Annotated in this window: 23 protein-coding genes; 3 read left to right on the top strand and 20 right to left on the bottom strand. The window is 61.0% G+C overall.

The window, feature by feature from the left end:
- Positions 1-355: 355 nt before the first annotated feature.
- Positions 356-1,249, bottom strand: coding sequence for a LysR family transcriptional regulator (locus ACR52_RS16930; protein ID WP_048726526.1), 894 nt, complete (start codon positions 1,247-1,249; stop codon positions 356-358).
- 200 nt (positions 1,250-1,449) lie between these two features.
- On the opposite strand from ACR52_RS16930, the gene ACR52_RS16925 reads away from it, so the two are divergent.
- Both ACR52_RS16925 and ACR52_RS16920 read left to right on the top strand, forming a co-directional pair.
- On the top strand, positions 1,450-2,319 hold the full coding sequence (locus tag ACR52_RS16925) for an SDR family oxidoreductase (RefSeq protein ID WP_048726523.1): 870 nt from the start codon (positions 1,450-1,452) through the stop codon (positions 2,317-2,319).
- Positions 2,320-2,566: 247 nt separating this feature from the next.
- The gene (locus ACR52_RS16920; RefSeq protein ID WP_053221249.1) at positions 2,567-5,338 is read left to right on the top strand and encodes an ATP-binding protein; all 2,772 of its coding nucleotides are present in this window, start codon (positions 2,567-2,569) and stop codon (positions 5,336-5,338) included.
- A 4-nt stretch (positions 5,339-5,342) separates the two neighbouring features.
- On the opposite strand, the gene ACR52_RS16915 is transcribed toward ACR52_RS16920, so the two are convergent.
- Genes ACR52_RS16915 through ACR52_RS16855 form a run of 13 tightly spaced genes read right to left on the bottom strand, consistent with a single transcriptional unit; the run spans position 5,343 to position 14,320 of the window.
- A complete protein-coding gene (locus ACR52_RS16915; protein WP_048726520.1) occupies positions 5,343-6,389 on the bottom strand; it encodes an EscU/YscU/HrcU family type III secretion system export apparatus switch protein in 1,047 nt (348 codons plus the stop codon).
- Between the two features lie 24 nt (positions 6,390-6,413).
- Complete coding sequence (gene sctT, locus ACR52_RS16910) at positions 6,414-7,226, bottom strand: type III secretion system export apparatus subunit SctT (protein WP_048726516.1); 813 nt, start codon at positions 7,224-7,226, stop codon at positions 6,414-6,416.
- Between the two features lie 6 nt (positions 7,227-7,232).
- Complete coding sequence (locus ACR52_RS16905; protein ID WP_048726514.1) at positions 7,233-7,502, bottom strand: EscS/YscS/HrcS family type III secretion system export apparatus protein; 270 nt, start codon at positions 7,500-7,502, stop codon at positions 7,233-7,235.
- A gap of 4 nt (positions 7,503-7,506) precedes the next feature.
- Entirely contained in the window at positions 7,507-8,160 is a 654-nt protein-coding gene (gene sctR, locus ACR52_RS16900) for a type III secretion system export apparatus subunit SctR (RefSeq protein ID WP_048726511.1), read from the bottom strand.
- Entirely contained in the window at positions 8,157-9,197 is a 1,041-nt protein-coding gene (sctQ, locus tag ACR52_RS16895) for a type III secretion system cytoplasmic ring protein SctQ (protein ID WP_048726508.1), read from the bottom strand. Before sctQ ends, sctR begins: the two co-directional genes overlap by 4 nt.
- Positions 9,194-9,667, bottom strand: coding sequence for a hypothetical protein (locus ACR52_RS16890; protein ID WP_048726505.1), 474 nt, complete (start codon positions 9,665-9,667; stop codon positions 9,194-9,196). The genes sctQ and ACR52_RS16890 overlap by 4 nt, the downstream gene beginning before the upstream one ends.
- 16 nt (positions 9,668-9,683) lie before the next feature.
- Positions 9,684-11,012: a FliI/YscN family ATPase gene (locus ACR52_RS16885; protein ID WP_048726502.1), complete on the bottom strand. Its 1,329-nt coding sequence runs from the start codon at positions 11,010-11,012 to the stop codon at positions 9,684-9,686.
- The gene (locus tag ACR52_RS16880) at positions 11,009-11,602 is read right to left on the bottom strand and encodes a FliH/SctL family protein (protein ID WP_048726499.1); all 594 of its coding nucleotides are present in this window, start codon (positions 11,600-11,602) and stop codon (positions 11,009-11,011) included. The genes ACR52_RS16885 and ACR52_RS16880 overlap by 4 nt, the downstream gene beginning before the upstream one ends.
- Positions 11,602-12,234: a hypothetical protein gene (locus ACR52_RS16875; RefSeq protein ID WP_048726496.1), complete on the bottom strand. Its 633-nt coding sequence runs from the start codon at positions 12,232-12,234 to the stop codon at positions 11,602-11,604. The genes ACR52_RS16880 and ACR52_RS16875 overlap by 1 nt, the downstream gene beginning before the upstream one ends.
- The gene (gene sctJ, locus ACR52_RS16870) at positions 12,231-13,013 is read right to left on the bottom strand and encodes a type III secretion system inner membrane ring lipoprotein SctJ (RefSeq protein ID WP_048726494.1); all 783 of its coding nucleotides are present in this window, start codon (positions 13,011-13,013) and stop codon (positions 12,231-12,233) included. The genes ACR52_RS16875 and sctJ overlap by 4 nt, the downstream gene beginning before the upstream one ends.
- Before the next feature lie 3 nt (positions 13,014-13,016).
- Positions 13,017-13,487, bottom strand: a complete 471-nt coding sequence (locus ACR52_RS16865; protein ID WP_048726490.1) for a hypothetical protein — start codon at positions 13,485-13,487, stop codon at positions 13,017-13,019.
- Positions 13,488-13,496: 9 nt separating this feature from the next.
- Positions 13,497-13,715 carry a hypothetical protein gene (locus ACR52_RS16860; RefSeq protein ID WP_048726487.1) on the bottom strand — a complete coding sequence of 73 codons (219 nt, stop codon included), beginning with the start codon at positions 13,713-13,715 and terminating at the stop codon, positions 13,497-13,499.
- 41 nt (positions 13,716-13,756) lie between these two features.
- Complete coding sequence (locus tag ACR52_RS16855; protein ID WP_048726484.1) at positions 13,757-14,320, bottom strand: hypothetical protein; 564 nt, start codon at positions 14,318-14,320, stop codon at positions 13,757-13,759.
- 217 nt (positions 14,321-14,537) lie between these two features.
- Here ACR52_RS16855 and ACR52_RS16850 point away from each other — a divergent pair, with 217 nt between their 5' ends.
- The gene (locus ACR52_RS16850; RefSeq protein ID WP_048726481.1) at positions 14,538-15,320 is read left to right on the top strand and encodes a tetratricopeptide repeat protein; all 783 of its coding nucleotides are present in this window, start codon (positions 14,538-14,540) and stop codon (positions 15,318-15,320) included.
- Between the two features lie 11 nt (positions 15,321-15,331).
- On the opposite strand, the gene ACR52_RS16845 is transcribed toward ACR52_RS16850, so the two are convergent.
- From ACR52_RS16845 to ACR52_RS16820, 6 genes are read right to left on the bottom strand one after another with little or no spacing between them, the layout of a single operon-like run.
- Positions 15,332-15,739 (bottom strand): hypothetical protein, encoded by a 408-nt coding sequence (locus ACR52_RS16845; protein ID WP_048726478.1) that lies wholly within the window; start codon positions 15,737-15,739, stop codon positions 15,332-15,334.
- A 13-nt stretch (positions 15,740-15,752) separates the two neighbouring features.
- Positions 15,753-17,072, bottom strand: coding sequence for a type II and III secretion system protein family protein (locus ACR52_RS16840; RefSeq protein ID WP_048726473.1), 1,320 nt, complete (start codon positions 17,070-17,072; stop codon positions 15,753-15,755).
- Positions 17,069-19,210, bottom strand: coding sequence for a type III secretion system export apparatus subunit SctV (gene sctV, locus ACR52_RS16835; protein ID WP_048726655.1), 2,142 nt, complete (start codon positions 19,208-19,210; stop codon positions 17,069-17,071). The genes ACR52_RS16840 and sctV overlap by 4 nt, the downstream gene beginning before the upstream one ends.
- Positions 19,210-19,560 (bottom strand): tetratricopeptide repeat protein, encoded by a 351-nt coding sequence (locus ACR52_RS16830; protein ID WP_048726470.1) that lies wholly within the window; start codon positions 19,558-19,560, stop codon positions 19,210-19,212. The genes sctV and ACR52_RS16830 overlap by 1 nt, the downstream gene beginning before the upstream one ends.
- Positions 19,560-19,919 (bottom strand): hypothetical protein, encoded by a 360-nt coding sequence (locus ACR52_RS16825; protein WP_048726467.1) that lies wholly within the window; start codon positions 19,917-19,919, stop codon positions 19,560-19,562. The genes ACR52_RS16830 and ACR52_RS16825 overlap by 1 nt, the downstream gene beginning before the upstream one ends.
- Positions 19,916-20,860, bottom strand: a complete 945-nt coding sequence (locus tag ACR52_RS16820; RefSeq protein ID WP_048726463.1) for a SctD/MshK family protein — start codon at positions 20,858-20,860, stop codon at positions 19,916-19,918. The genes ACR52_RS16825 and ACR52_RS16820 overlap by 4 nt, the downstream gene beginning before the upstream one ends.
- Positions 20,861-20,884: the final 24 nt, after the last annotated feature.

Here is a 20,884-nt window from a genome sequence, read left to right as displayed (position 1 = left end):
GGGACCTGGTATCGCATCGAGCACGCTTCCACATGTACATCGCTTGTACATACAGCGGGTTGTTACGCTGTCGATAGTCCTGAAAACCCGACGATCCCACTGAAAATTAGTACTTCTCGCAAAAATGAAAAAAGACGTCTAAGCGTCCACCACCTTGGACGTATAACTAGAAAGCTGGTTCAGTGGTTCACACTATGAACAAGTAGAGAATGGATAAAGGTCCGAGCAGTGGGCGACCATTAGCGTAATTGTCATCTCTGGTTGATGCTGAACGGACTTTCACAGGCGACGATGCACCGTTAATTAATAAGTGCGTGTTGTCTCCCCGCTGATACCTGGCTTTTCTTCTTTTGATCTATGTCGCGATGAAGGCTGTCAGTTCCTCCGGAGTGCCCATGGGGAACGCTTCTTTCAAGTAGTCGAGAAATACAGACACGCGTGCGCTCAATAGTCGCCTTGAAGGATAGAGCGCCCAAAGCGCGACTTCAGGCCCGTCGACATCGCCCCAATGCACAAGCGTCCCGTCACGCAGATCACCCTCTACCAGTGAAACGGGAAGGCGCGCGGCACCTACCCCAATTCGGATGGCATCACGGACCATGAGCAGCGAAGACAGACTCAGTACCGGATCTACCGCGATATGTTCTTTACCGGCAGGCGAGGTGATATTCCACACCGGGCCTCGGTCGCCCGACCCTCGCACAACTGCCGGAACAGCAATATTGCCCGTAGGACGAGAGAGGTTGGGACTCGCCACGATCACCAGGCGATCACGCAGAAGGATACGCCCGACCAGGCTCTCGTTGGGGGCCGGATTGACTCGAATGATCAAGTCGTAACCTTCTTCAATCATGTCGACAATCCGGTCTTCCGTGGTGACCTCAAGCCGAACCTCGGGGTATCTGAGCATGAAGCCAGCGGCGAGCTTGCCCATCGCCGCCTGGGCGAAAAACAGCGGCGCGCTGACGCGCAATGTGCCGCGTGGCCGCGCACCACCCGTAGCGATGGCCGCCACTGTCTCGTCCAGCTCGGTTAGCAGTGCGCCCGTGCGCTCGAACAATGCACGACCTTCCTCAGTGAGTTTCAGCGCTCGCGTCCCACGCTCGAAAAGACGCAGTTCGAGGCTGCGTTCCAGCTCTGCCACCCGGCGCGACAGCGTCGCTTTCGGCCGGCCGGTGGCACGTGCAGCACGACCAAACCCTCCGTGCCGAGCAACAAGATTGAAATCGGCGAGTGCGAGCAAATCCATGTGGGTTCCCCAGGGTGATGGCGCAAAGGTTACTACGGACAGTGCACGTACCTTCTAGCCGCTCATTTCATTTCGACAGGATGATGATCAGCGTCCAACCGTCCCACAGATGGAACAACCTGTCCAATTTTTTGGGCTATCGGACCACTCAGTAAACGTCGATATTGGCACTGTCATTCAAATCCCTCAGGAGCACCCTCATGACCATCCTCGTTACCGGCGCGACCGGCAGAGTCGGCAGCCAAGTTATTGAACAACTCCTCAAGCGTGGCGCTGACGTGCGCGTTCTCGTCCGCGATCCTGCGACCGCTGACTTTCCCGCGCATGTTGATGTTGTGCAAGGCGAGATGCTTAACATCGACTCACTGCGACGCGCATTCACCGGCGTTTCCACGTTCTTTCTGCTGAACGCAGTGGCACCGGACGAATTCACCCAAGCGTTGCTTGCACTCAATATCGCTCGTGAGGCGGGCGTCGAACGGGTTGTGTACCTCTCGGTACTCCACGCCGATCGCTTCGTGAACGTGCCGCACTTCGCAGTCAAGTCAGGCGCCGAGCGGATGATCGAGCAGATGGGCTTCAACGCCACGATATTGCGTCCGGCTTATTTCATCGACAACGAAGTGATGGTCAAGGACGTCATCCTTAACCATGGGGTCTACCCGATGCCGATTGGCGGCAAGGGTATCGCCATGGTCGACGCCCGCGACATTGCCGAGGTGGCGGCCATCGAGCTGGTCCGCCTCGATCAGGCTTCGGGCAAGCTGCCAATCGTAACCCTCAACCTGGTGGGGCCCGATACGCTGACGGGTGCGGGCGTCGCGGCGATCTGGACTGATGTGCTGGACCGCCCCGTCGTTTATGGCGGCGATGATCCCAGCGGCTTCGAACAGAACGTGGCCAACTTCATGCCGAAATGGATGGCCTATGAAATGCGCCTTATGGCCGAGCGCTATGTCAGCGACGGGATGATTCCCGAGACCGGCGACGTAGAGCGCCTGACCAAAATCCTGGGGCGTGAGCTGCACACCTATAGAGACTTCGCCACCCAGCTCGCACTGTCGGCCTGAGGTGAATGCACTGAGCATTACAGGTCAAGGAAGACCTGTCTGTTTTGCGACCAGGCCTGACATCTCATGCATTGCGACTTGGTCAACAACGCACAAAAAATCTTAACTGACCGATACCAGGGCTTGCCACAGGGGTTTCGTAGCCGTTTGAAAGTTGTACCAAAACAGTAACGATTCTGCCGGATACTGCCAAATACCTAATGAACATGGAAAGGCGCTGTCAAGGCCTCAGTCTGACAGGTATACGATGAATCTCGACAGACCCAGCCCCGCAAAAACACTCTGCGACAGCAGCCCGGACATACCTGTTCCGGGCGATGCGATCTGTTTCGGCGCGTATGTACTCAGCCCGCAGCATCATTTGTTGTTGAAAAACGGCGAGCCCGTACCCTTGGGCAGCCGCGCGATGCTTTTGTTGATCGCCATGGCCACCCGCGTCGGTGAGTTGCTGGAGAAAGCCGAGCTGCTCACGCTCGTCTGGCCCAGGGTGGTGGTCGAGGAATGTAACCTGCGGGCGCAAATCCTGACGTTGCGTCGTGCATTTGGTGCCAATGGCGACCTCGGCTACATCGTAACCGTCCCGGGTCGCGGCTATCGTTTCGTCGCGCCGATAACCGCGCAATTGATCTGCGCCAAACAGCCCACCAAGGCTGCGAACACTGAACTTCAACGCACGACAAAGCAGATATTCGGAAGGGAAGAACTGCTGAACACGCTCGAACAACAGCTCGAGCAACGTCGCTTCGTGACCATCACAGGCCCTGCAGGCACTGGCAAAACCACTGTAGCTCTGGCCCTGGCGAACCGGATGCTGCTCCAGTATCCGCAAGGCGTCAGTTTTATCGATCTGGCCCCGGTTAGTCGCGGTCAACTGGTGCATGTCGTCATCGCTGCAGCCTTGGGGATCGACTGCACGACCGATGATCCGTTGCTCGTCATCGCCAATAGCCTAACCACCAGCAAGGCCTTGCTCATTCTGGACAACTGCGAGCATGTCCTCGAAGAAACCGCGAAGGCTATCGAGACGATCCTGCGCAATGCCCGGCAATGCTCGGTGCTGGTCACGAGCCGTGAGCCGCTGCATGCCGAAGGCGAGTTCGTGCATGACTTGGCCCCCCTGCCGTTTCCGCCGCAGGGTGCCCGCCTGGACACGTCACAAGCGTTGGCCTACCCCGCCATCGCGTTGCTGGTCGAGCGCGTCGCGGCGCACGATCTGGGTTACGTCTTTACGCATCAGGATGTCCATGCAGCCGCCGCTATTTGCCGCAAACTCGACGGCAATGCGCTGGCGATTGAGATCGCCGCCGCACGGGTACGAGCATTCGGCATTGAGCCTCTGGTGGAGATGCTCGACGGCAGCTTTCGCTTGCAAATGACTGGCCAGCGTACCGCTCTGCCAAGGCATCGCACCCTGGGGGCCGCGCTGGACTGGACCCACGCGCTGCTCTCCCCCGCTGAACAAGCCATGCTTCGTCAGCTGTCGGTGTTCACCGGAGTGTTCACCTTGCGCGCAGTAGAGGCCGTGACTACCGTCGATGCCCAGACCTCGGCGCAACTGATGGAAAGCCTGCTGGACAAGTCGCTGGTGATCTCATGCGGGCAAGGCTCGGCCAGACGCTACCGGCTGCTGGAAACCACCCGGCTCTATGCCGCACAGAAGCTCGCAGAGCAGGATGAAACCAGTGCCACCGCGCTGCGTCACGCGACCTGGACACTGGATGAGCTGAAGGCGTCTGTACAAGACCTCGTCAAGACCACCCCACAAACCTGGCTGGCTCGGTACGGGCCGCAAGTCGACAGTGTCCGCGCGGCGCTCGACTGGGCCTATTCAGCACGAGGCGACTATGGGTTGGCGGTGGAGCTGACGCTGGTCAGCCTCCCGCTCTGGTTGCGCCTTTCACTCAGCGCTGAATGCTACGACTGGGTCAACCGCGGCCTGCAGCCCCTGTACGAAAGCGCACCCATTCCGCCCTGCCAACGCATGCTGTTATTGACCGCTTCGGCCAGCGTCATGGTGCTGACCTTTGGTGGCGGTGCAAAGATCCGCGAAGCCTGGCTGCAAGTCAGCGAAGACGCCCTGACGTTGAATGACATTGAGCATCAACTGCGTGCGTTGTGGGGCCTGTGGCAAGATAAAAGCTGCGCGAATCAGTACATTGGCGCACTTGAACTGGCCGACCAGTATGTGGCGTTAAGCCAAAGCGCGGCCCACAGCGAGCGGCAGTTGCTCGGCCTGCGCATGCGCGCCAATGCGCTGTTCCACATGGGCCGGCTTGAAGAGGCACGACGCTCGGTGGTCGAAGCCCTGAGCGCCCCGCTCTCGGCGAACACCCACATGATCGACCTGCATTTCGACCAACGTATCGCCGCGCGATCACTCAAGGCGAAAATCCAGTTATTGCAGGGGGATGTCGCGGCGGCTCTGTCGACCCTGGAAAAAAATATGCACCAGGCCATCAGCCTTAATCATCCCGCCACGCTGTGGTACACGCTGTGCGTTGGCGCAATTCCAACGGCGTTATTGTTGGGCAATGAGCAAAAGGCGCGCTACTACCTGTCAGTGCTGCAAGACAGCCTGGAAGGTCATGATCTTTATTTGTGGCGCCAGTTCAGCCGGTGTTTCGAGTACATACTGCGGATCCACCAGGGCGCGTCGGAAGACGGCGTACCGCGCCTGGGCGAAGTACTGGCACAGTTGCAGGATCAGGGTGGCAGCCCACTTTACAGCCTGCTTCGCAGTGAATACGCCCTGGGGTTGGCGATGCTCGGACTTGAGCATCGTGGCCTTGAGATTATCGATGAAACCCTGCAAACCGCTCGAAGCCGCGAGGAGCGCTGGTTTATTCCGGAGCTGCTGCGTATCAAGGCGCAGCTTCTGCTCAAACAAGGCAACCCGCTGACACATCGCGTGCTGCAGGATGCATGGACCGAAGCCGAACACCAGGGTGCGCATTTCTGGTCGACGCGTATTGCCGCGGACCTTGACCGTTTGAAGGCGCGCGCCTGCAGCGCCCGTTGAACCTTCAAATCAACCGCGCCGCCACCAGCAGGTCGGCCACAGCCTGGAAGGTATGATCAGGCACCGGGTCACCAGGCACTGCACGCTTGGCAATGTCTGCAGCCAGCTTGGGGGCCATGCCGTGGGCGATACCCAATGTCGCCGCTTCGGCCAGCATTGCAAACGAGTCATGTGGCTCGGCGCGGCAAACCACAACGGGGACGGGTGTCTCGCCACGCACATAACGCACGCCGACGACCCAACCGCCGCCGGTGCCGATCATCAGTGAGGCACGGCCCAGCCCGAGTTTGGTCGCCAGTGCCTGCATTTCCCGACGCTGGCGCTGGCGTTCGCTCTTGATCAGCGGGTCACCATCGACATCCTTGCGCTCGCGTTTCTGCTCGCTGCGGGTCATTTTCATGTCGCGGCCAAACAACCAGCGCTGCATCAACACGTCGACGCAACCGACCAGCAAAAAGGCGGCCAGCACGGTCAGCATCAGGGGCTTGAGCACAAGGTAAAACGTCGACTCGATACATTCTGCACCACAGCGCGATGATTCCATCAGTGCCTGCAAGGCGTGCCGGCCGACCACGTAAAACGCCAAAGCCAACATGACCAGCTTCACCAGCCCCTTGAGAAACTCCACGAAACTGCGCATCGAAAAAATACGCTTGAACCCTTCAGCCGGGTTGATGCGCTTGAAATCCGGTTTGATCGGTTCCACCGAAAATACAACGCCGCGCATGGAGACGATGTTGGTCACAATGACCACGCCCACCGTTACCGAAACCACCGGCAAGGTGATCGTCAGCACAAGCTGTTGCGCGGTATCCAACACCCGAGGCCAAACGGAGTGAAACGGCTCGACGTAAAGCAATGCAACCATGTCCAGCAACGCCGACACTTGAGCCTGGGCCTGCGGTAACAGGATCGATATGCACAGTGTGCAGAACAGAATGACCATCCCGGAGACCAGATCCTGACTCTTGGCGACCTGCCCCTTCTGCCGCGCATCACGCAGTTTCTTGTCCGTGGCCGGCTGGGATTTTTCTTCGCTGCTATCGCCCATGCAAGGCCCGCGATAAAGAAAGGCTCATAAAGAACCTGCCAGTGTTTTGAGGAACTCAACGGTGCCGCGAAACTCGGCCAATTGGTCGAGCATCACCGGAATCAGGAAGCCGATGTAGATCACCATCAACACCGTGAAGAACAGGTTCTTTACCGGCAACGACATATCGAAAATGTGCAGGCTTGGCGCCATCCGCGACAGGTACGCGAGCATCAGGTCGGTGACCAGCAAACAGATGATCAGCGGCGAAACCATGATCACGCCGACGCGCATCACCTGGTCGAGAATCGACAACACGGCCATCAGCGCCGAACTGGCGAACAAGGGGGTAAACGCGGTTACCGGCCACAACTGGTAACTGTGGTAATAGCCGTCGACCAACAGGATGAAACCGCCCGACATGAAGAACAGCGTAATCAGCATCACTGTCAAAAGCGTCGCCATGACGCTGGACTCGCCGGACGACAAGGGGTCGACCAGTTGTGCCATGGTCGAGCCACGCTGTAGATCGACCAGTTCCCCCGCTACCTCGGCCGCCCAGAACGGAATGCCGAATAACAGGCCGATGAGCACGCCGATCAGTATCTCCTTGATCATCAAGCCCGCGAGAAAAAAGCTACCGTGCTCGGGTAACGCAGTGAATGCCCCGAACACCGGTACGAACATGGGAATGGCGATAGCCACCGCGACGCAGCCGCGGATCATGCCGGTCAGGCCGAGGCGATTGAACGCCGGGGTAATGAGCACCACGCCCATGGCACGGCTGGCCGCCAGCGCCGCAGAGCTGATGACCGGGTACGCAACCTCAAGGAAGGCGTTGGCGACATTGGCATCCATGCCGGCTCAGCGCGTCCACAAAGGGAAGTTATCCAGCACTTCGCTGCCCAGTTCGGCGACCTGGCTGGCCAACAGCGGCCCGACAAACACGATCACCAGCAGCACGGCAACCAGCTTCACCACCTGCGGCAGGGTCTGGTCCTGGATTTGTGTCAGGGCCTGCAACAAGCCGACACCCAGGCCGACAACAATGGCGATACCCAACGCGGGCGCTGACAGCAACAGCACGGTCATCAACGCCTTGTTCATCAACGAAAGAAAAACGTCCTGCCCCATACATTCACCCGTAACTTAGAATCAGGCCATGCATCAAGCGCGACCAGCCGCTCAAGGCAACAAAGAGAAAAATCTTCAGCGGTATCGATATGAGCGTCGGTGAGACCATCGACATGCCCATCGCCATCAAGACGTTGGCGACCAACAAATCCACCACCAGAAACGGGATGTACAACAGAAAGCCGATCTCGAAGGCGCGTGTCAGCTCCGAACTGACAAAGGCCGGTACCAACACCACCAGATCATCGTCGCGCAGGTCGGCGCGGGCTTCGGGCGACCAGATGGTTTCGGTGGCCTGCACGAAAAAGCCGCGCTCGCTTTCGTTGGCGAACCGCGACAGATGCGCCTGCAATGGCGGCCTGAGCGCATCGCCGAACTCCCGTAGTTGCTCGACGTTTTCCATATTCAAGTCGCGCCCTTCCACTTGGCGATACATGTCGCCAATCAACGGCGTCGTCACGTACACCGAAAGGATCAGCGCAATGCCATACAGCACCAGGTTCGGCGGGGTCTGCTGCACACCCAGCGCGTTGCGAATCAAAAACAGCACCACGGATATCTTCATGAAACCCGTCAGGGTCACCACGGCCAGCGGAATAAGGCCGATGGTGGCAACGACGAGAATGATCTCTATCAGGTTGGGCTGGTAGCCATTCATGGCGTGCAGAAGCTCAGAAGACGCACGCCTAGACCGTCGCCGATCTTCACGAGTTGACCCTGGCCGACGCGTCGACCGTTGACCATCAGGTCAACGCCGGCGTGCAACTGCGGCGCCAGTTGCACCAGGCTTCCCTCGCCCAATTCACGCAACTGGGCCAGCGACAGGTCTACACTGCCGACCTGACACACCAGTTTGAGCGGCAGGTCGTCCAGCGTGGTGTCCAAATGGGAGCCGACAGCGGTTTCAGACATGGGAGGTTCCTTCAAAAAGTTAACGGCAGTCGGTTTTTCAAGCAGCTTCAAGGTGTCGCCATCGCGTTCAGCACGGGCTTGCAGGCGAGCGCCGAGCACCAGCCGAACCTGCGTATCAGGCCAGTCCTCCAGCATCAGCACATCACCCGGCCGCAGGCTGCGCAGCTCGGCCACGCTCAACCAGGCCTCGCCGCTTTCCACTGTCAGCGGCAAATACATGGCGGCCAATGGCTGGGTGGCGGGGGCGGCGTGCTGATCCAATAGTTCGGCGATCAGCCGGGCTGCATCAACGCTCATTTGCAGCGGCACCGACCAGGGTGAATGGCGGGCAATCTGCACTTGCAGCGTCAGGCTCAGCACGCACGGTGAGTCAGCCACGTCACACGGATCTACAATCTGCAACGACTGGCCCGTCAGTTGCTCCAGGGGCTCGATCAGGCTGAGCAAGGCCAATTCCAGCAACAGCGCGCCGGGTAAGCTCTTCAAATACTCAAGCGGATAATCGGCCAGCCCCAGAACCTCCAGCGCCGGCGTCGGCAGATGCAGCACAAGCGAGGTGTTACTTAGCGATATATGGATGTCGAGCAGTGGCTCGACAGGCGGGGTGACACCGGCCCACAGCACGCTGACCGGCTGATCGGCGCAGTGCCCCCGCCAGGGTTCGCGATGACGATGCAATCGGTTGTGCAGCGTCAGCCATTGCAGATCGTAAATCTGCAACCCACTCAGCGCGGTATCAGTGTCTGGCACCGGCGCCAGGCGTTCGCGCTCGCGGCACGTCATGCAACGCCCCCTGGCGCCGCAGCCGGAATATCCTCGGCGTCGTCCCGGGACTCCCCCGCGCGACGTTCGCTGTGTAGACGTCCCTCAAGCAGGGAGTCACAGGCATCGGCCTGACGTTGGCGCGCCATGCGGGCAGCGCGAAATACTTCGCGCTCCTGCTCCTGTACCTGGAGCAACCGCGCGGTCTGCTCGACTGATTCTTCCAACTGACACCGACCGCCCACCAACTCGTTCAGGTGTTCCTGGGCTGCGTGCCAGGCGTTAATCGACAGCCCGTCATTGAACGCGCCGTAAATGCGCTCGGCCTCGCGGGCGAGCGATTCCCGGTGCAGACGCAACGTTTCCCTGGCGTCATCAAGGGCATGGTGCGTGTCGCCACAACGCCGCTGCTGAGCGGCCAACTGGCTGGCGGCACGCTGCTCGCGCAGCTGACGCAAGGCCTGCAGGCTGCGTAAATCACTGGTCTTCATAAAGCCTCCGGAATCTTCATGCCAAGACCTTGCGCATGTGGTCGAGCGTCTGTTCGGCGCTGCTCGGTTCAGCCGCGCCCTGGCGCATGAACGCTTCGATGGCGGCATGCCGGGCGATGGCTTCGTCGGCCAGCGGGTCGCTGCCGGCAGCGTATTCACCGACGCGGATAAGCATTTCAATTTCATTGCGCCGCGCCATCAGTTCACGGATGCGCATGGCCAGGTGACGTTGCTCATCGCTGCACACCTGATCCATCAAGCGGCTGCGGCTGCGCAACACGTCCACCGCGGGGAAGTAATTGCGCTGGGCCAGTTCAGCACTGAGCACAATGTGCCCGTCGAGAATCGAGCGTGCCTCTTCTGCGACGGGGTCCATGGACACGTCGCCTTCGGTCAGCACGGTGTACAGCGCAGTGATACTGCCTACCGGGCCAGGCCCTGCGCGCTCCAGAAGACGCGGTAACGCGGAAAAGAACGAAGGCGGATACCCGCGCCGGGTCGGTGGTTCGCCCACCGCCAGGCCTATTTCCCGTTGCGCACGGGCGAAGCGGGTCAGGCTGTCCATCAGCAGCAACACGTTGCGCCCCTGGTCCCGGTGATATTCCGCCAGCGCCGTGGCGACGTACGCCGCGCGCACCCGCTCAGCGGCGGGTCGATCAGAGGTCGCGACCACGGCAACAGTGCGCGCACGCGCCTGGGCATCCAGTTGTACATCCAGCAGTTCGCGCACTTCCCGACCCCGCTCGCCGATCAGGCCGATGACGATCACGTCCGCGTCGGTGTGGCGCACAATGCTTGCCAGCAGCGACGACTTGCCCACGCCCGGTTCGCCAAAAATCCCCATGCGCTGTCCCTGGGCCAGGGTCAGCAAGCCATCGATGGAGCGCACGCCGAGGGACATCGGCCGGACAATCAATTGTCGCGAAAACGGCGGCGGCGGTTCGGCGTGCAGCGGGTAGCGCACCACGACCCCCAGGGGCAGGATGCCGTTGCCATCCAGATAATCACCCATCGGGCTGATCACCCGGCCCAACTGTGCGTCGCCGACACTGACACCCAGCGTCTCGCCGGTGGCAAGGATTTCGGTGCGGGTCGACAGGCCTTCCATTGAACCGATGGGCGACAGAATGGCTTCGTCCTGTTCAAACCCGATGACTTCCGCCGCCAGGCTGCGACCGCTGCTCGGATCGCGCAATTGGCACAGCTCGCCGATACGCACGCCGGCGACACTGGCACGCAAGAGCACGCCGCGAATACTGCGCACGGTGCCTCTCATAGGCCGCAGCCGCGCTTCGCCCAGGCGCTCGGCCAGGCGCGGAATAATCGCCTGCACATCGACGCTCACGGCTGCTGCCCATCGGCAAACGGCAGCAAATAGCGGCGCAGGTTATTCAATTGCGCCTCCAGGCCCAGTTCCACAGAACCCACAGGACTGCTCAGCCGTGCCTGGCCGGGCGCCAGTTGATCGTCGGATTCGAGCGTGATCATTGACAGGTTATCCAGCTCCGATTTCAGACGATGACGTACCGCCTCGACGTCCTGGCGAGGTACGAACAGGCTCAGGGACTGATCCTGGCGAAATGCATTCAACGCCTTGCGGGTGCAACGCACGATACGTTCAGCATCGTTCATGTCGTCTAGCACTTCGCGCACGATGCCCAAGGCCAGATCTGCCATGGACGCTTCCAGGCCGGACAGCCAGGCATCGACCTTCAACGACGTCTCGATCAGTAATGCGCCAACTTCCTGGGCGCCCTGTTGGCGAGCGCTTTCAAAGCCCGCCTCGCGAGCCTGCTCCAGCCAGCTCGCGCTCTCGTTGCGCAGGTTCTGCGCCTCCTCCTTCGCGGCCTGGACGAAGGCATAGCCATCAATCCACAGGTCGGCCTGTTCGGCGCGAAGAATGCGCGCAGCGGGACGGGTGGGTAGCTCGCTCATCAGGCGGCCTCCCCGGCTGGCGGGTCAAACGTTGCGGCGGCGCGGCGCACAATGTCCGCGTCAACCGTTGTGGGCGAGCCATCGACCGGCGGCAACTCCAGACGCAGACGCAGCCAGTCACGCAACCCCGGCGGCTGGCGCTGCAGCCAGGCCGCTACACAACTGGCGCCATCGCGGTCAATGGCGTCGAGCAATTCGGCAGGTTGGCGCAGCAGGTCCGCAGCGCCGGCCAGCGAGCGATGCGCGAGCGCCAGGGCGAATACCTCGCTGCCCAGCGCATCGCGCAATGCGTTGACCCTGTCGCTGAGAATTTCGTGGCTCAACGCTTCTGCATGCCAGATGGCCCCGCACAGGCGCGGCAAGCGCTTGAACGCTTCGCCGGACAGCAACAGTACCGGCAAGTCCTGTTCCTGCGGCGGCGGCACGAGCGCCAGCACCGGCAGGTGAAAATGGCGCATCAACTGCTGTAACAGACGCGCCTGGAAACGGGGCATGGCGTACAACATCGCCTGCTGTTGAGCGGTGGGCGGCTGCGGCCAGCACTCACGCAGATGGCGCGTATCAACGAAATTCAGCGGTTGCTCAAGCAAGGTTTGCCAGGCTTGCTGCCGTGGGTTTGGCGCCGCCGTCATAGTGCGTCCTCCAGCACGTACACCGACTCCGCACGCCGCCGTTGCCAGTGCTGCCAGCCGAGTACGCCGGCAAGCCCGAGGGTGCAGAGCAGCAGGCAACCGAACAGCAGCCGCGCCCGAGGCAGATTGTCTTCCAGCATCCACATGCCCAGGAAGCTCGCCAGACGTGGCTGGGCACCGGTGCGATGGCTGGCGACGGCCGCCTTGATGGCGGTCACCGAAACGCCTTCGTAGCTCAGGCCGGAAATCCCGTTGGCGACCAGCGTCTTGATCTGCGGGATCAGTTGATTGATATCTGTGGCCGGGTCATAGCGCACCAGCACGGAGGCAGAGGAAGGCGATATCACGCGCTTGAGCAAGTCGTTGTCCGGCAGCACCACATGCACGCGGGCGGAGATAATGCCGTCGATTTGCGACACGCTGTGGGACAGCTCTTCGCTCAACGCATAGACCATTTGCGCGCGCTCCTGCACCGGCGACGACACCAGGCCGTTGCTCTTGAAGACCTGGCCCATATTGGAAAACGACTGGCCCGGCAAACCTGCTTCATCGAGCAGCGCCATCGCTTCGGAGAAACGTTTTTCGTCCACCACCACCGTCAGTTGGCCGTTGTCCTGCACCTTGCGTGAGGCTGGAACACCGTCGCGCAGCAGAACGGCGACCATGGCATTGGCCTCGCGCTCGCCCAGGTTGGTGTACAGGTCGATATCGCAGGCCTGCAACAACCCGGCGAGGGCAACGACGATCATCAAGCGCAGAGTACGGCAGCGGTTGGACATGGCTTATTGACCTTTCAAAAGCGTGTTGGCGGAGCCGGATATCTGCGTCGCGCCGCGCACCACCATTTGCGTCTCGATGGAATAGTCGAACATTTTGCCCAGCGAATGGACGATCTGATCGACCTGCTGTTCACCGACTTTTTTCGGCGGTTGCCCGCTGCCCGTGGGGTTTTGCGCCGACGCCGGTTTATCCGCACCCGCCGCCGCCAGCGTACTCCCCGGCCCTGCGGAAGCGCCCGGCGGTGAGCCCTTGGTGAGCGCATCGGCGCGTTCGGAAAAACTGCGTGAGCGGTCGATGAATCCGTTCAGGCGCTCCATCAAGCCTTCACCGATTTGATGCGGGCTCGCGCCCTGGGGCATGCCTTTGGCGTTGCCGGCCATGTGTTCGAAGAGGTTCTGGGAGGCCTGAAGCCCTCCCGGTCCGCCTGACGGCGGCAATGCCGCCGTGGCGGGTGCTGCGAGGCTTGCAGTCATGGCGGTGGCCTACTCTTCGTCGTCTTCGGATGACTGGGCTTCGTTCAGCATTTCCTGGGCCTTGGGCATGATGATGAACTGCCCGCCAACGGTCACGGCTTGGGTAATCAGGGCTTCGGTGAGTTCGTCATCGCTCATTTCTGCCTTGGATTTGTCCACCGCCGCATTGAACTGCGCTTCCGGCGTGGGGGTGACGTGGGTGGTGCTGTCGACAGGGCTGACTGACATCGTATTGCTCCTTACCAGTGGGTGATTGTGCTTGTCGGGTTTCAGTTACTGGCTTCAGTGGTCACCACGTTCCCACGAAATACGCGCACACCGCGCTCACGCGCGACCGGGGCCGTGACGGGGCGTTGCTGGTGGTCGACATGCTGCTCAACCATGTTCAAATACGCCGGTGGCCCCGAGACAAACAACTCGTCGCCATCGGGGCTCACCCGGGATGAAAGCTGCTTGCCATAGACGTCCAGGCTGCCCAGGTAATCTTCAAGCTGTTCAAGGTTGTGCGCCTGAGCCTTGAACAGGCGCGTGCCGTTTTCCGCATCGGTACTCAGATAGAGGATGTTGCCGTCGAAGTACCAGCTCAGGCCGTTGGTATCACACAGTTGTGTCAGGAAATCCCCCGCGGACTCGCTGCGAACCCTACTGCGTGACTTGCCGCGAACCTTGTCTGACATAACCACGATCAGCCCCAGGTTGTGACCGAACTCTTCCAGTGCGGCACGCGCATCCTGCTCGACCAGCACGTAGGCATACGGCTCAGCGAACCACTTCGGGGCATCGCCGGTCGGCGCGCCTTCAGCCCGTACGCCGGTCGAGGTCAAAACCACCATCAGTATCCAGAAAGAGCACCTTATGAATCGGCGATTACCCATGACGTCGTCCCCCACACGTCGCGACAGCGGAGTGGGAAACACCGCGCACATAACGTTCGCTATTGCGCTTCAAGTCGATAAAATGATTTTCCCGTCGGGTGAGCCGTTTCGGTTGATCGGCCCCTGCGGTCGATTGAGCAATTGCCCCACCGTCCTCGACCAAAGAGCCTTTTCCATGCCCAGTCGTTTTGCCTCCACGTTGATTTTGCTTGGCAGCGTCACGCTCGCGTCCTGCAGCACCCCGCCCGCCTCCGATGGTAGCTACGAACGCTTCATGGGCCTGGCTGCCGACCTGCAAAAACGCGGCGACACCGTTACCGCCGCCGGGCTTTATGAAAAGGCCACGCAACTGCCGCAGGCGCAACTCGATGCCTGGCTCAAACTGGGCGAAACACGACTGGCCAATGGCGATGCGCGGGGTGCCGAGCGCGCCTATCAACAAGCGCTGGAACGTCAATCGGACAGCGCAGCCGCCCTGTTGGGCCTGGGCACCGCACAACTGCGCCAGGGCAAACTGGACCGCGCGGTGACGGTTCTGACCCAAGCCAGTGCGCAACCCGATCAACCCCAAGCGTTCAACCGGCTGGGCATCGCGCAGATTCTGCGGGGTCAGGCCAACGCGGCTCAGGCGGCGTTCAGCCAAAGTCTCGCGCTCGCCCCCAACGACCTCGACACCCGTTGCAACCTTGCTCTGGCCTATGCCCTGGGCGGCAAGCCGCAACTGGCACTGGACACTATTCATAGCGTCGTTGAGTCGGCACGCGCCCTGCCCCGGCACCAACGCAACGCATTGTTGATCAGCGTGCTCGCTGGCCGTGAAAAGGACATCCGCACCCTGGGCCTTGACGACATTTCCAACGCAGAACGCAAGAAGCTGTTGGCTGAAGCGCAACGCATCCAGGCCATCAAAGACCCGCAAGCCCAGGCGCGCGAACTGGGGCTGGTCGATACGCATTAGAGCCGCGACAGTCATTGGCGCTCCTGCTTGTCGGCCCTGGCCTGCTGTTCGGATTGACGCCGGCGCAGCTCCTCGCGGTCGTAACCATCAATGTAAACCTGCGCCGCACGCCCCACGGGCGCAGCCATGGTCGGACCGGTCGCCCTGCCCTGGAACAAATCCGAGCGCTGCTCGACCATCTGCAACAGCGTAAGGTTGTTGGCGCAGCCGGGTGGCAATAACGGCACATGCGTTTCTTCATCGGTACCCAACTGATCCTCGGCTGAAGGCTTCAAGCATTCCACCGGGACCAGTTCGACCCGGCCGTCGGCGCGGGCCAGCGCCTGGTAATCCGGCGAATAGCTCGCGGGGGCCAGGTGGGTCTTGCAGCCCGCCAGCAGTGTCAGCGTCAGGCTGATCAGTAGCAGTACGCGATTCATGGTTGTTCCTTGTTCAATTCATGTAGAAGCCAAACATCCCGCCGTTGCGCGGCCCCGCAGATGCCGTAGCGGTATCTGCGGGACGGGCGTCCAATGGCGTGGCAAGGGTTCGCGCACGTACCGGTTGCACCAGATACGGCGTGATCAGAATCACCAGTTCGGTTTCATTGCGCTGAAAGCGCTTGGAGCGAAACAGATTGCCGAGGATCGGCATGTCGCCCAGCATGGGTACCTTCTCGACATCCTGACTGCTTTCGCGCTGGAACAGCCCGGCTATCGCGAAGGTCTGGCCGCTGCCGACCTCAACCCGCGTATCGGCACGCCGTACCCTGAACGACGGCACTTGATAACCGCCCACGCTGACGGTGCTGGAGCCCATCAGACTGCTGACTTCAGGACGCACCTGCAGGGCGATTCGGTCGTTGGGCAGCACCGTCGGGCTGAACAGCAGCGACACACCGTATTGCTTGTATTCGATGCCGACCAGATCGCGGTTTACCGGCACCGGCACGGCGACTTCGCCACCGGCCAGGAAACTTGCGGTCTGACCGGTCATGGCCGTGATGTTCGGCTCGGCAAGGATCTCTAGGATGCCGTTGCTTTGCAGCGCCTCAAGCATCGCGTCGATATTCACATTGCCCGACGCCAGCCCGGCGCTGACCACGTTGGAGCCACCGCTGGCCGCCTCTGCCGCCAACGCGCCGCCTGTGAGCAGGCCGAATGAGAACGTGCCGTTGTTGAACAACGCATTCCAGTTGACGCCGTAGCGCAGCAGTTCGGAGCGCGATACCTCGGCAAACCGTACGCGAATGTTGACCTGCGCCGAGCCTTCGTACGACGCGCCGTTGATTGCGCTCTTGAAATCCTGGCCCTCGGTACTCAGCAGTGCGTTCAGGTCGGTGGCCTCGCCCACGCTCTTGAGGCTGCCTTTGGCCACGACTCGATTACCTGCCGCAGAGATGTGCGCGCTGCTGTTCGGATGCATCTCTTTCAGCGGGCGACTGATGGCCTGGGTGCCGCTGCTGACGGACAGACTCAACGCCGCCAGTTGCTCGCCATCAGGGCTGAGGGCGATCAGGCTGGTCTGCCCTGGTGCTTTGCCAAACACGTAAATCACCCCCGGCGATACCACCTGCAGATCGGCAATACCGGGGTCTGCGACGAGCACTGAGTCGACGGGTGCCTTGAAGCTCAAGATGCGCCCTTCGCCGGAGGCCAGGTCAAGGTTGCCGGTACTGCCTTCGGCGATGGTCTGCGCGCACGCAATCACGGGCAGCGCCAGGGCTGCAATAGCGGCTATCCAGAAGCCACGAAACTGCGCAAAACACGTCATGAGGCGCTCGCCATTGAAGTAATCGGGACGCCGCTGGCTGGGCGTCGATGAGTAATTTCGTTCAGGCTGAGGGTGCCAAGCGCTTGCAGGTTGTATTCGCCGGCCAGCTCGCGAAACGACAGGACCGCCAATTCAAGCTCACCGCGCAGCACCAGGCGACGCATGCCACGCCGCAATTCGGGATGTACCAGCAACACCGTCTGGCCTTCTTCAGGCAAGCGCTCGCAGGCGTGACGCATTTGTGTCAGCAGCGCGCGGTTGGTGTGTTCGGGCCACGAATCGCCAGGGTTCTCCAGACGCCGTGTGCTCGCGCGCAACTGTTCTTCCAGGCCTGGCGTGAGCACGAAAGCACTGATGACCCGGTTGCGATCGGCGAACTGATGGCTGATCTGGCGTGCCAGCGCGGCGCGCAGTTGCTCGGCCAGACCCGGTGCATCGGTTTGCCGAGCGCCCCATTCGACCATTGCTTCGAGCAACGCGCGTTGATTGCGAATCGAGACACCTTCAGCGATCAGCAAGCGCAGTGTCTCGGCGATGCGTTGCAACGGCACGATACGCAGCACTTCCTTGACCAGCTCGCCGTACAGGCCCTCCATGCGCTCCAGGATCGCGCGGGTTTCCTGAATCCCGAGAAAATCAGCCGCGTAGCGGCGCACCGTGCGTTCGACCATGGTGCGCAGCACCTCGTCGGGCAACATGAAACCGATACCCGCCTCTTGCAGGCTGTCCTGATGATGCAGTTCTATCCATTGCGCCGGCCTGCGGCTCAACGGCGAATCGACTTCCAGCAGAGGAATGTCCAGCAAGTGCGCATGCACCGGATCGTCCTTGAGCAACAGGCAATCGGGGGGTAACTCACCTTCGTTGACCGGCACGCCCTCAAGCTCAATGACAAAGCGGTTGGCGGGCATCGAGGAATCGATGTAAAGATCTGGCACCGGCACTTCGATGCCCAGGTCAGCGCGGATCTCATGACACAAGGCTTCAAGACGCTGGCGCAGCGGGAGCTGCGGTGCCGCCTGGCCCAACGCTGAACCCATGCTGAGCAACAGGCGGCTGTCCAGCGGTTTGCCGAGCACCTGGGGCTGCTCGGGCAGGTGTGCCAGATCGTCGGCCGCTTCGCTGACAGCTTCAGCGGGAAGCACCTCGAGCACCTGGCCACGGCGATACATGACGAATGCCGCGCCCCCAAGCACCGCCGCCAGGCCGATAAAAACCAGCGCCGGAAACCCTGGCAGCAATGCAACGCCCAGCAGGATCAAGGCCGTCAAACCCAGCGCCATGTGACTGGCGCCCAGTTGCTGCAGAATCTCGGTGCCCAGATTGCCTTCGGCATTGTCACTGTTGACGCGGGTGACCACTGTCCCCGCCGCCACTGAAATCAGCAGCGCTGGAATCTGCGCAATCAGCCCGTCGCCAACCGTCAGCAGCGAGTAGGTGTGCGCCGCGTCGCCGAATGACATATCCCGTTCGAGCATGCCGATCAGCATGCCGCCCAACAAGTTGACCGACAGGATGACCAGCCCGGCGATAGCGTCGCCCTTGACGAACTTCATCGCGCCGTCCATGGCGCCGAACATCTGGCTTTCGCGCTCAAGTCGCGAGCGACGGCGACGGGCCTCGGGCTGATCAATGTCGCCGTTACGCAGGTCGTTATCGATGCTCATCTGTTTGCCAGGCATCGCGTCCAGGGTAAAACGCGCCGCGACCTCAGCCACGCGCTCGGCACCTTTGGTGATCACCACGAACTGCGCAACCGTGATGATCAAGAACACCACCAGGCCAACCACCACCTGGCCTGCAATGACAAAATCGCCGAAGGCTTTGACGATGTGACCGGCGTTGCCATCCAGCAGAATCAAACGTGTAGTGGTGATCGACAAGGACAGGCGAAACAGCGTGCTGAGCAGGATCAGCGGTGGCAGTGCAGAGAACTCCACCGAGTGCGAAATATAAAACGCGACGATCAGGATCAGGATGCTCAACGCAATGTTCATGCCGATCAGCACATCGACCAGCCAGGTGGGCAGCGGGATGATCATCATCACAATGGCCATCAGCATGAACGCAACAATGATCACGTCGCTGCGCTTGGCGGCGATGCGTGCCAGGGCATTGAGGTGGTTCATGACCCGCATCATCGAGCGGCTCTCCGAGCGGCCAGATAGCGTTTGAAGCACTGGCGTGCCTCGTCCTTGCGGGCAGCGCCCCACAACGCGCGACTGCGTAGCAGCAACACGCCCGGCGACTCGCCTTCGGCCGCCACCAGGCGGTCCAGTGCACTCAATGCGCGGTCTGGCTGAGCGCTGTCAGTGAAGGCCATCGCCAGCCCACGCAACAGCATGGGATCGCGCGGCGCCAGATGCACCGCAATCAGCAGCATCACCAACCCTTTCTGCGCCTGGCCGCCACGGCGATACAACTCGCCCATGCCCTTGAGCAACTCGACGGCGTCCTGCTCTTCACGGCTGAGCGTTTCGCGGCGCATCAGGCCTGTACCTCGACGCGCTGTTGCTCCAGGCTGCGTCGCATGTCGATTTCCTCGCTGATCAGGTCATGGGCCAGGATCTTTATCTCTGATTCTGCGTCCAGGGCAGGCAGGACGTTGTGCAGGACATATTCAAGTATCTCCAGCGAACGGGTGCTGCCGAACAGCTCCGGACTGATGCCGCCGGCACTTGAAGACTGCTCGACATCGCCACGTAATGAGCGACGTGCCAGGACTTCACGCTTGCTCAGGACCGCTTCGAAACGCGCCCCCTGACGCGAGGTCGCTGGCTGGACAGCGTCAACCGCAGGGGTTTTCTCGGCGGTGGCCGGCAGCAGCGGGCGCGGGTCGATTTTCATAGGGTGAAGGTGAATCGTTCTTCACCCCGGGCGAGAATCACCTGGTTGTTTTCGATGCGCTCCAACGTCCAGTCATCGGCCAGCGTGGCCCCTGGGTACAGGCGTTTGCCGCTCTCATTGACGACATAAGGATTGGTGCCGAACCAGACTGCCTGAAAGCGCACCCGTGGCTTGGCGATTTCGGCGCGAGGGGCGACAGCGGAATGCAGCACCACTTGCTGTCCAAAGCGGCCGTCATAGTCTTGTTGCACGCGCATCCACTGGCTTTTCTGCGCGGGATCGTAGTTGCCCTGCACGTTGAGCTGTCCATCGGATTCGCTGACTTTTATCTGATTCAGACTGGCTGCCGCCAATTGCTGCTCAAGCCAGGGCGCGGCTTGCGCAGCCGTTGCTGTACTTGGGTGTTTTGCATCGACGGACGAACTCAATTGACTGTGGGTCGCCAGCTCCATTGGCGAAACGGGCTGACCGCGGAAGGCAAACGCGCCGACGCATAAAAACATCAACAGCAGCGCGATGATCCATTGCGGCGCGCGCCGCGAGGCACGCAGGGCGCGGTCCACAGGCTCGGATTGATCGCAGGCATCGTTCAGGGTCAGGCGAGCACCGCCGATGCGGACAGCCAGAGGAAAACGCGCGCGATGGCCGCTGCCGACGGGAATCCTGATCTCCCGGGCATCACGCCCGATGACGATGACATCGCCGCCAAGGGCTTCGACCGCCACCTGGCCGTTGGAGAAACGCAGGGCCATGTGCCGCTCAGCGATGCCGGTATCACTGAGCAACAAATCAGCGTTACTGGCACTTCCAATAATGTAGATGGCTTTATCGAGGGAGAGATTTACCCCTTGATGCAGACCGTGGGTGATGCAGAGCAGTGGAACGCTCATTCCCGAAGCCGATGAACCAGGCGCCGGGATCAGGGAAATCAGGGCTGTCATATCGGGTTACCCGTGTGGTGCGCG

It is taken from the genome of Pseudomonas fildesensis, from assembly GCF_001050345.1.
Classification (GTDB): domain Bacteria; phylum Pseudomonadota; class Gammaproteobacteria; order Pseudomonadales; family Pseudomonadaceae; genus Aquipseudomonas; species Aquipseudomonas fildesensis.
Note: the sequence above shows the minus strand (reverse complement) of the source record. Positions and strands in the feature narration are given on the sequence as shown.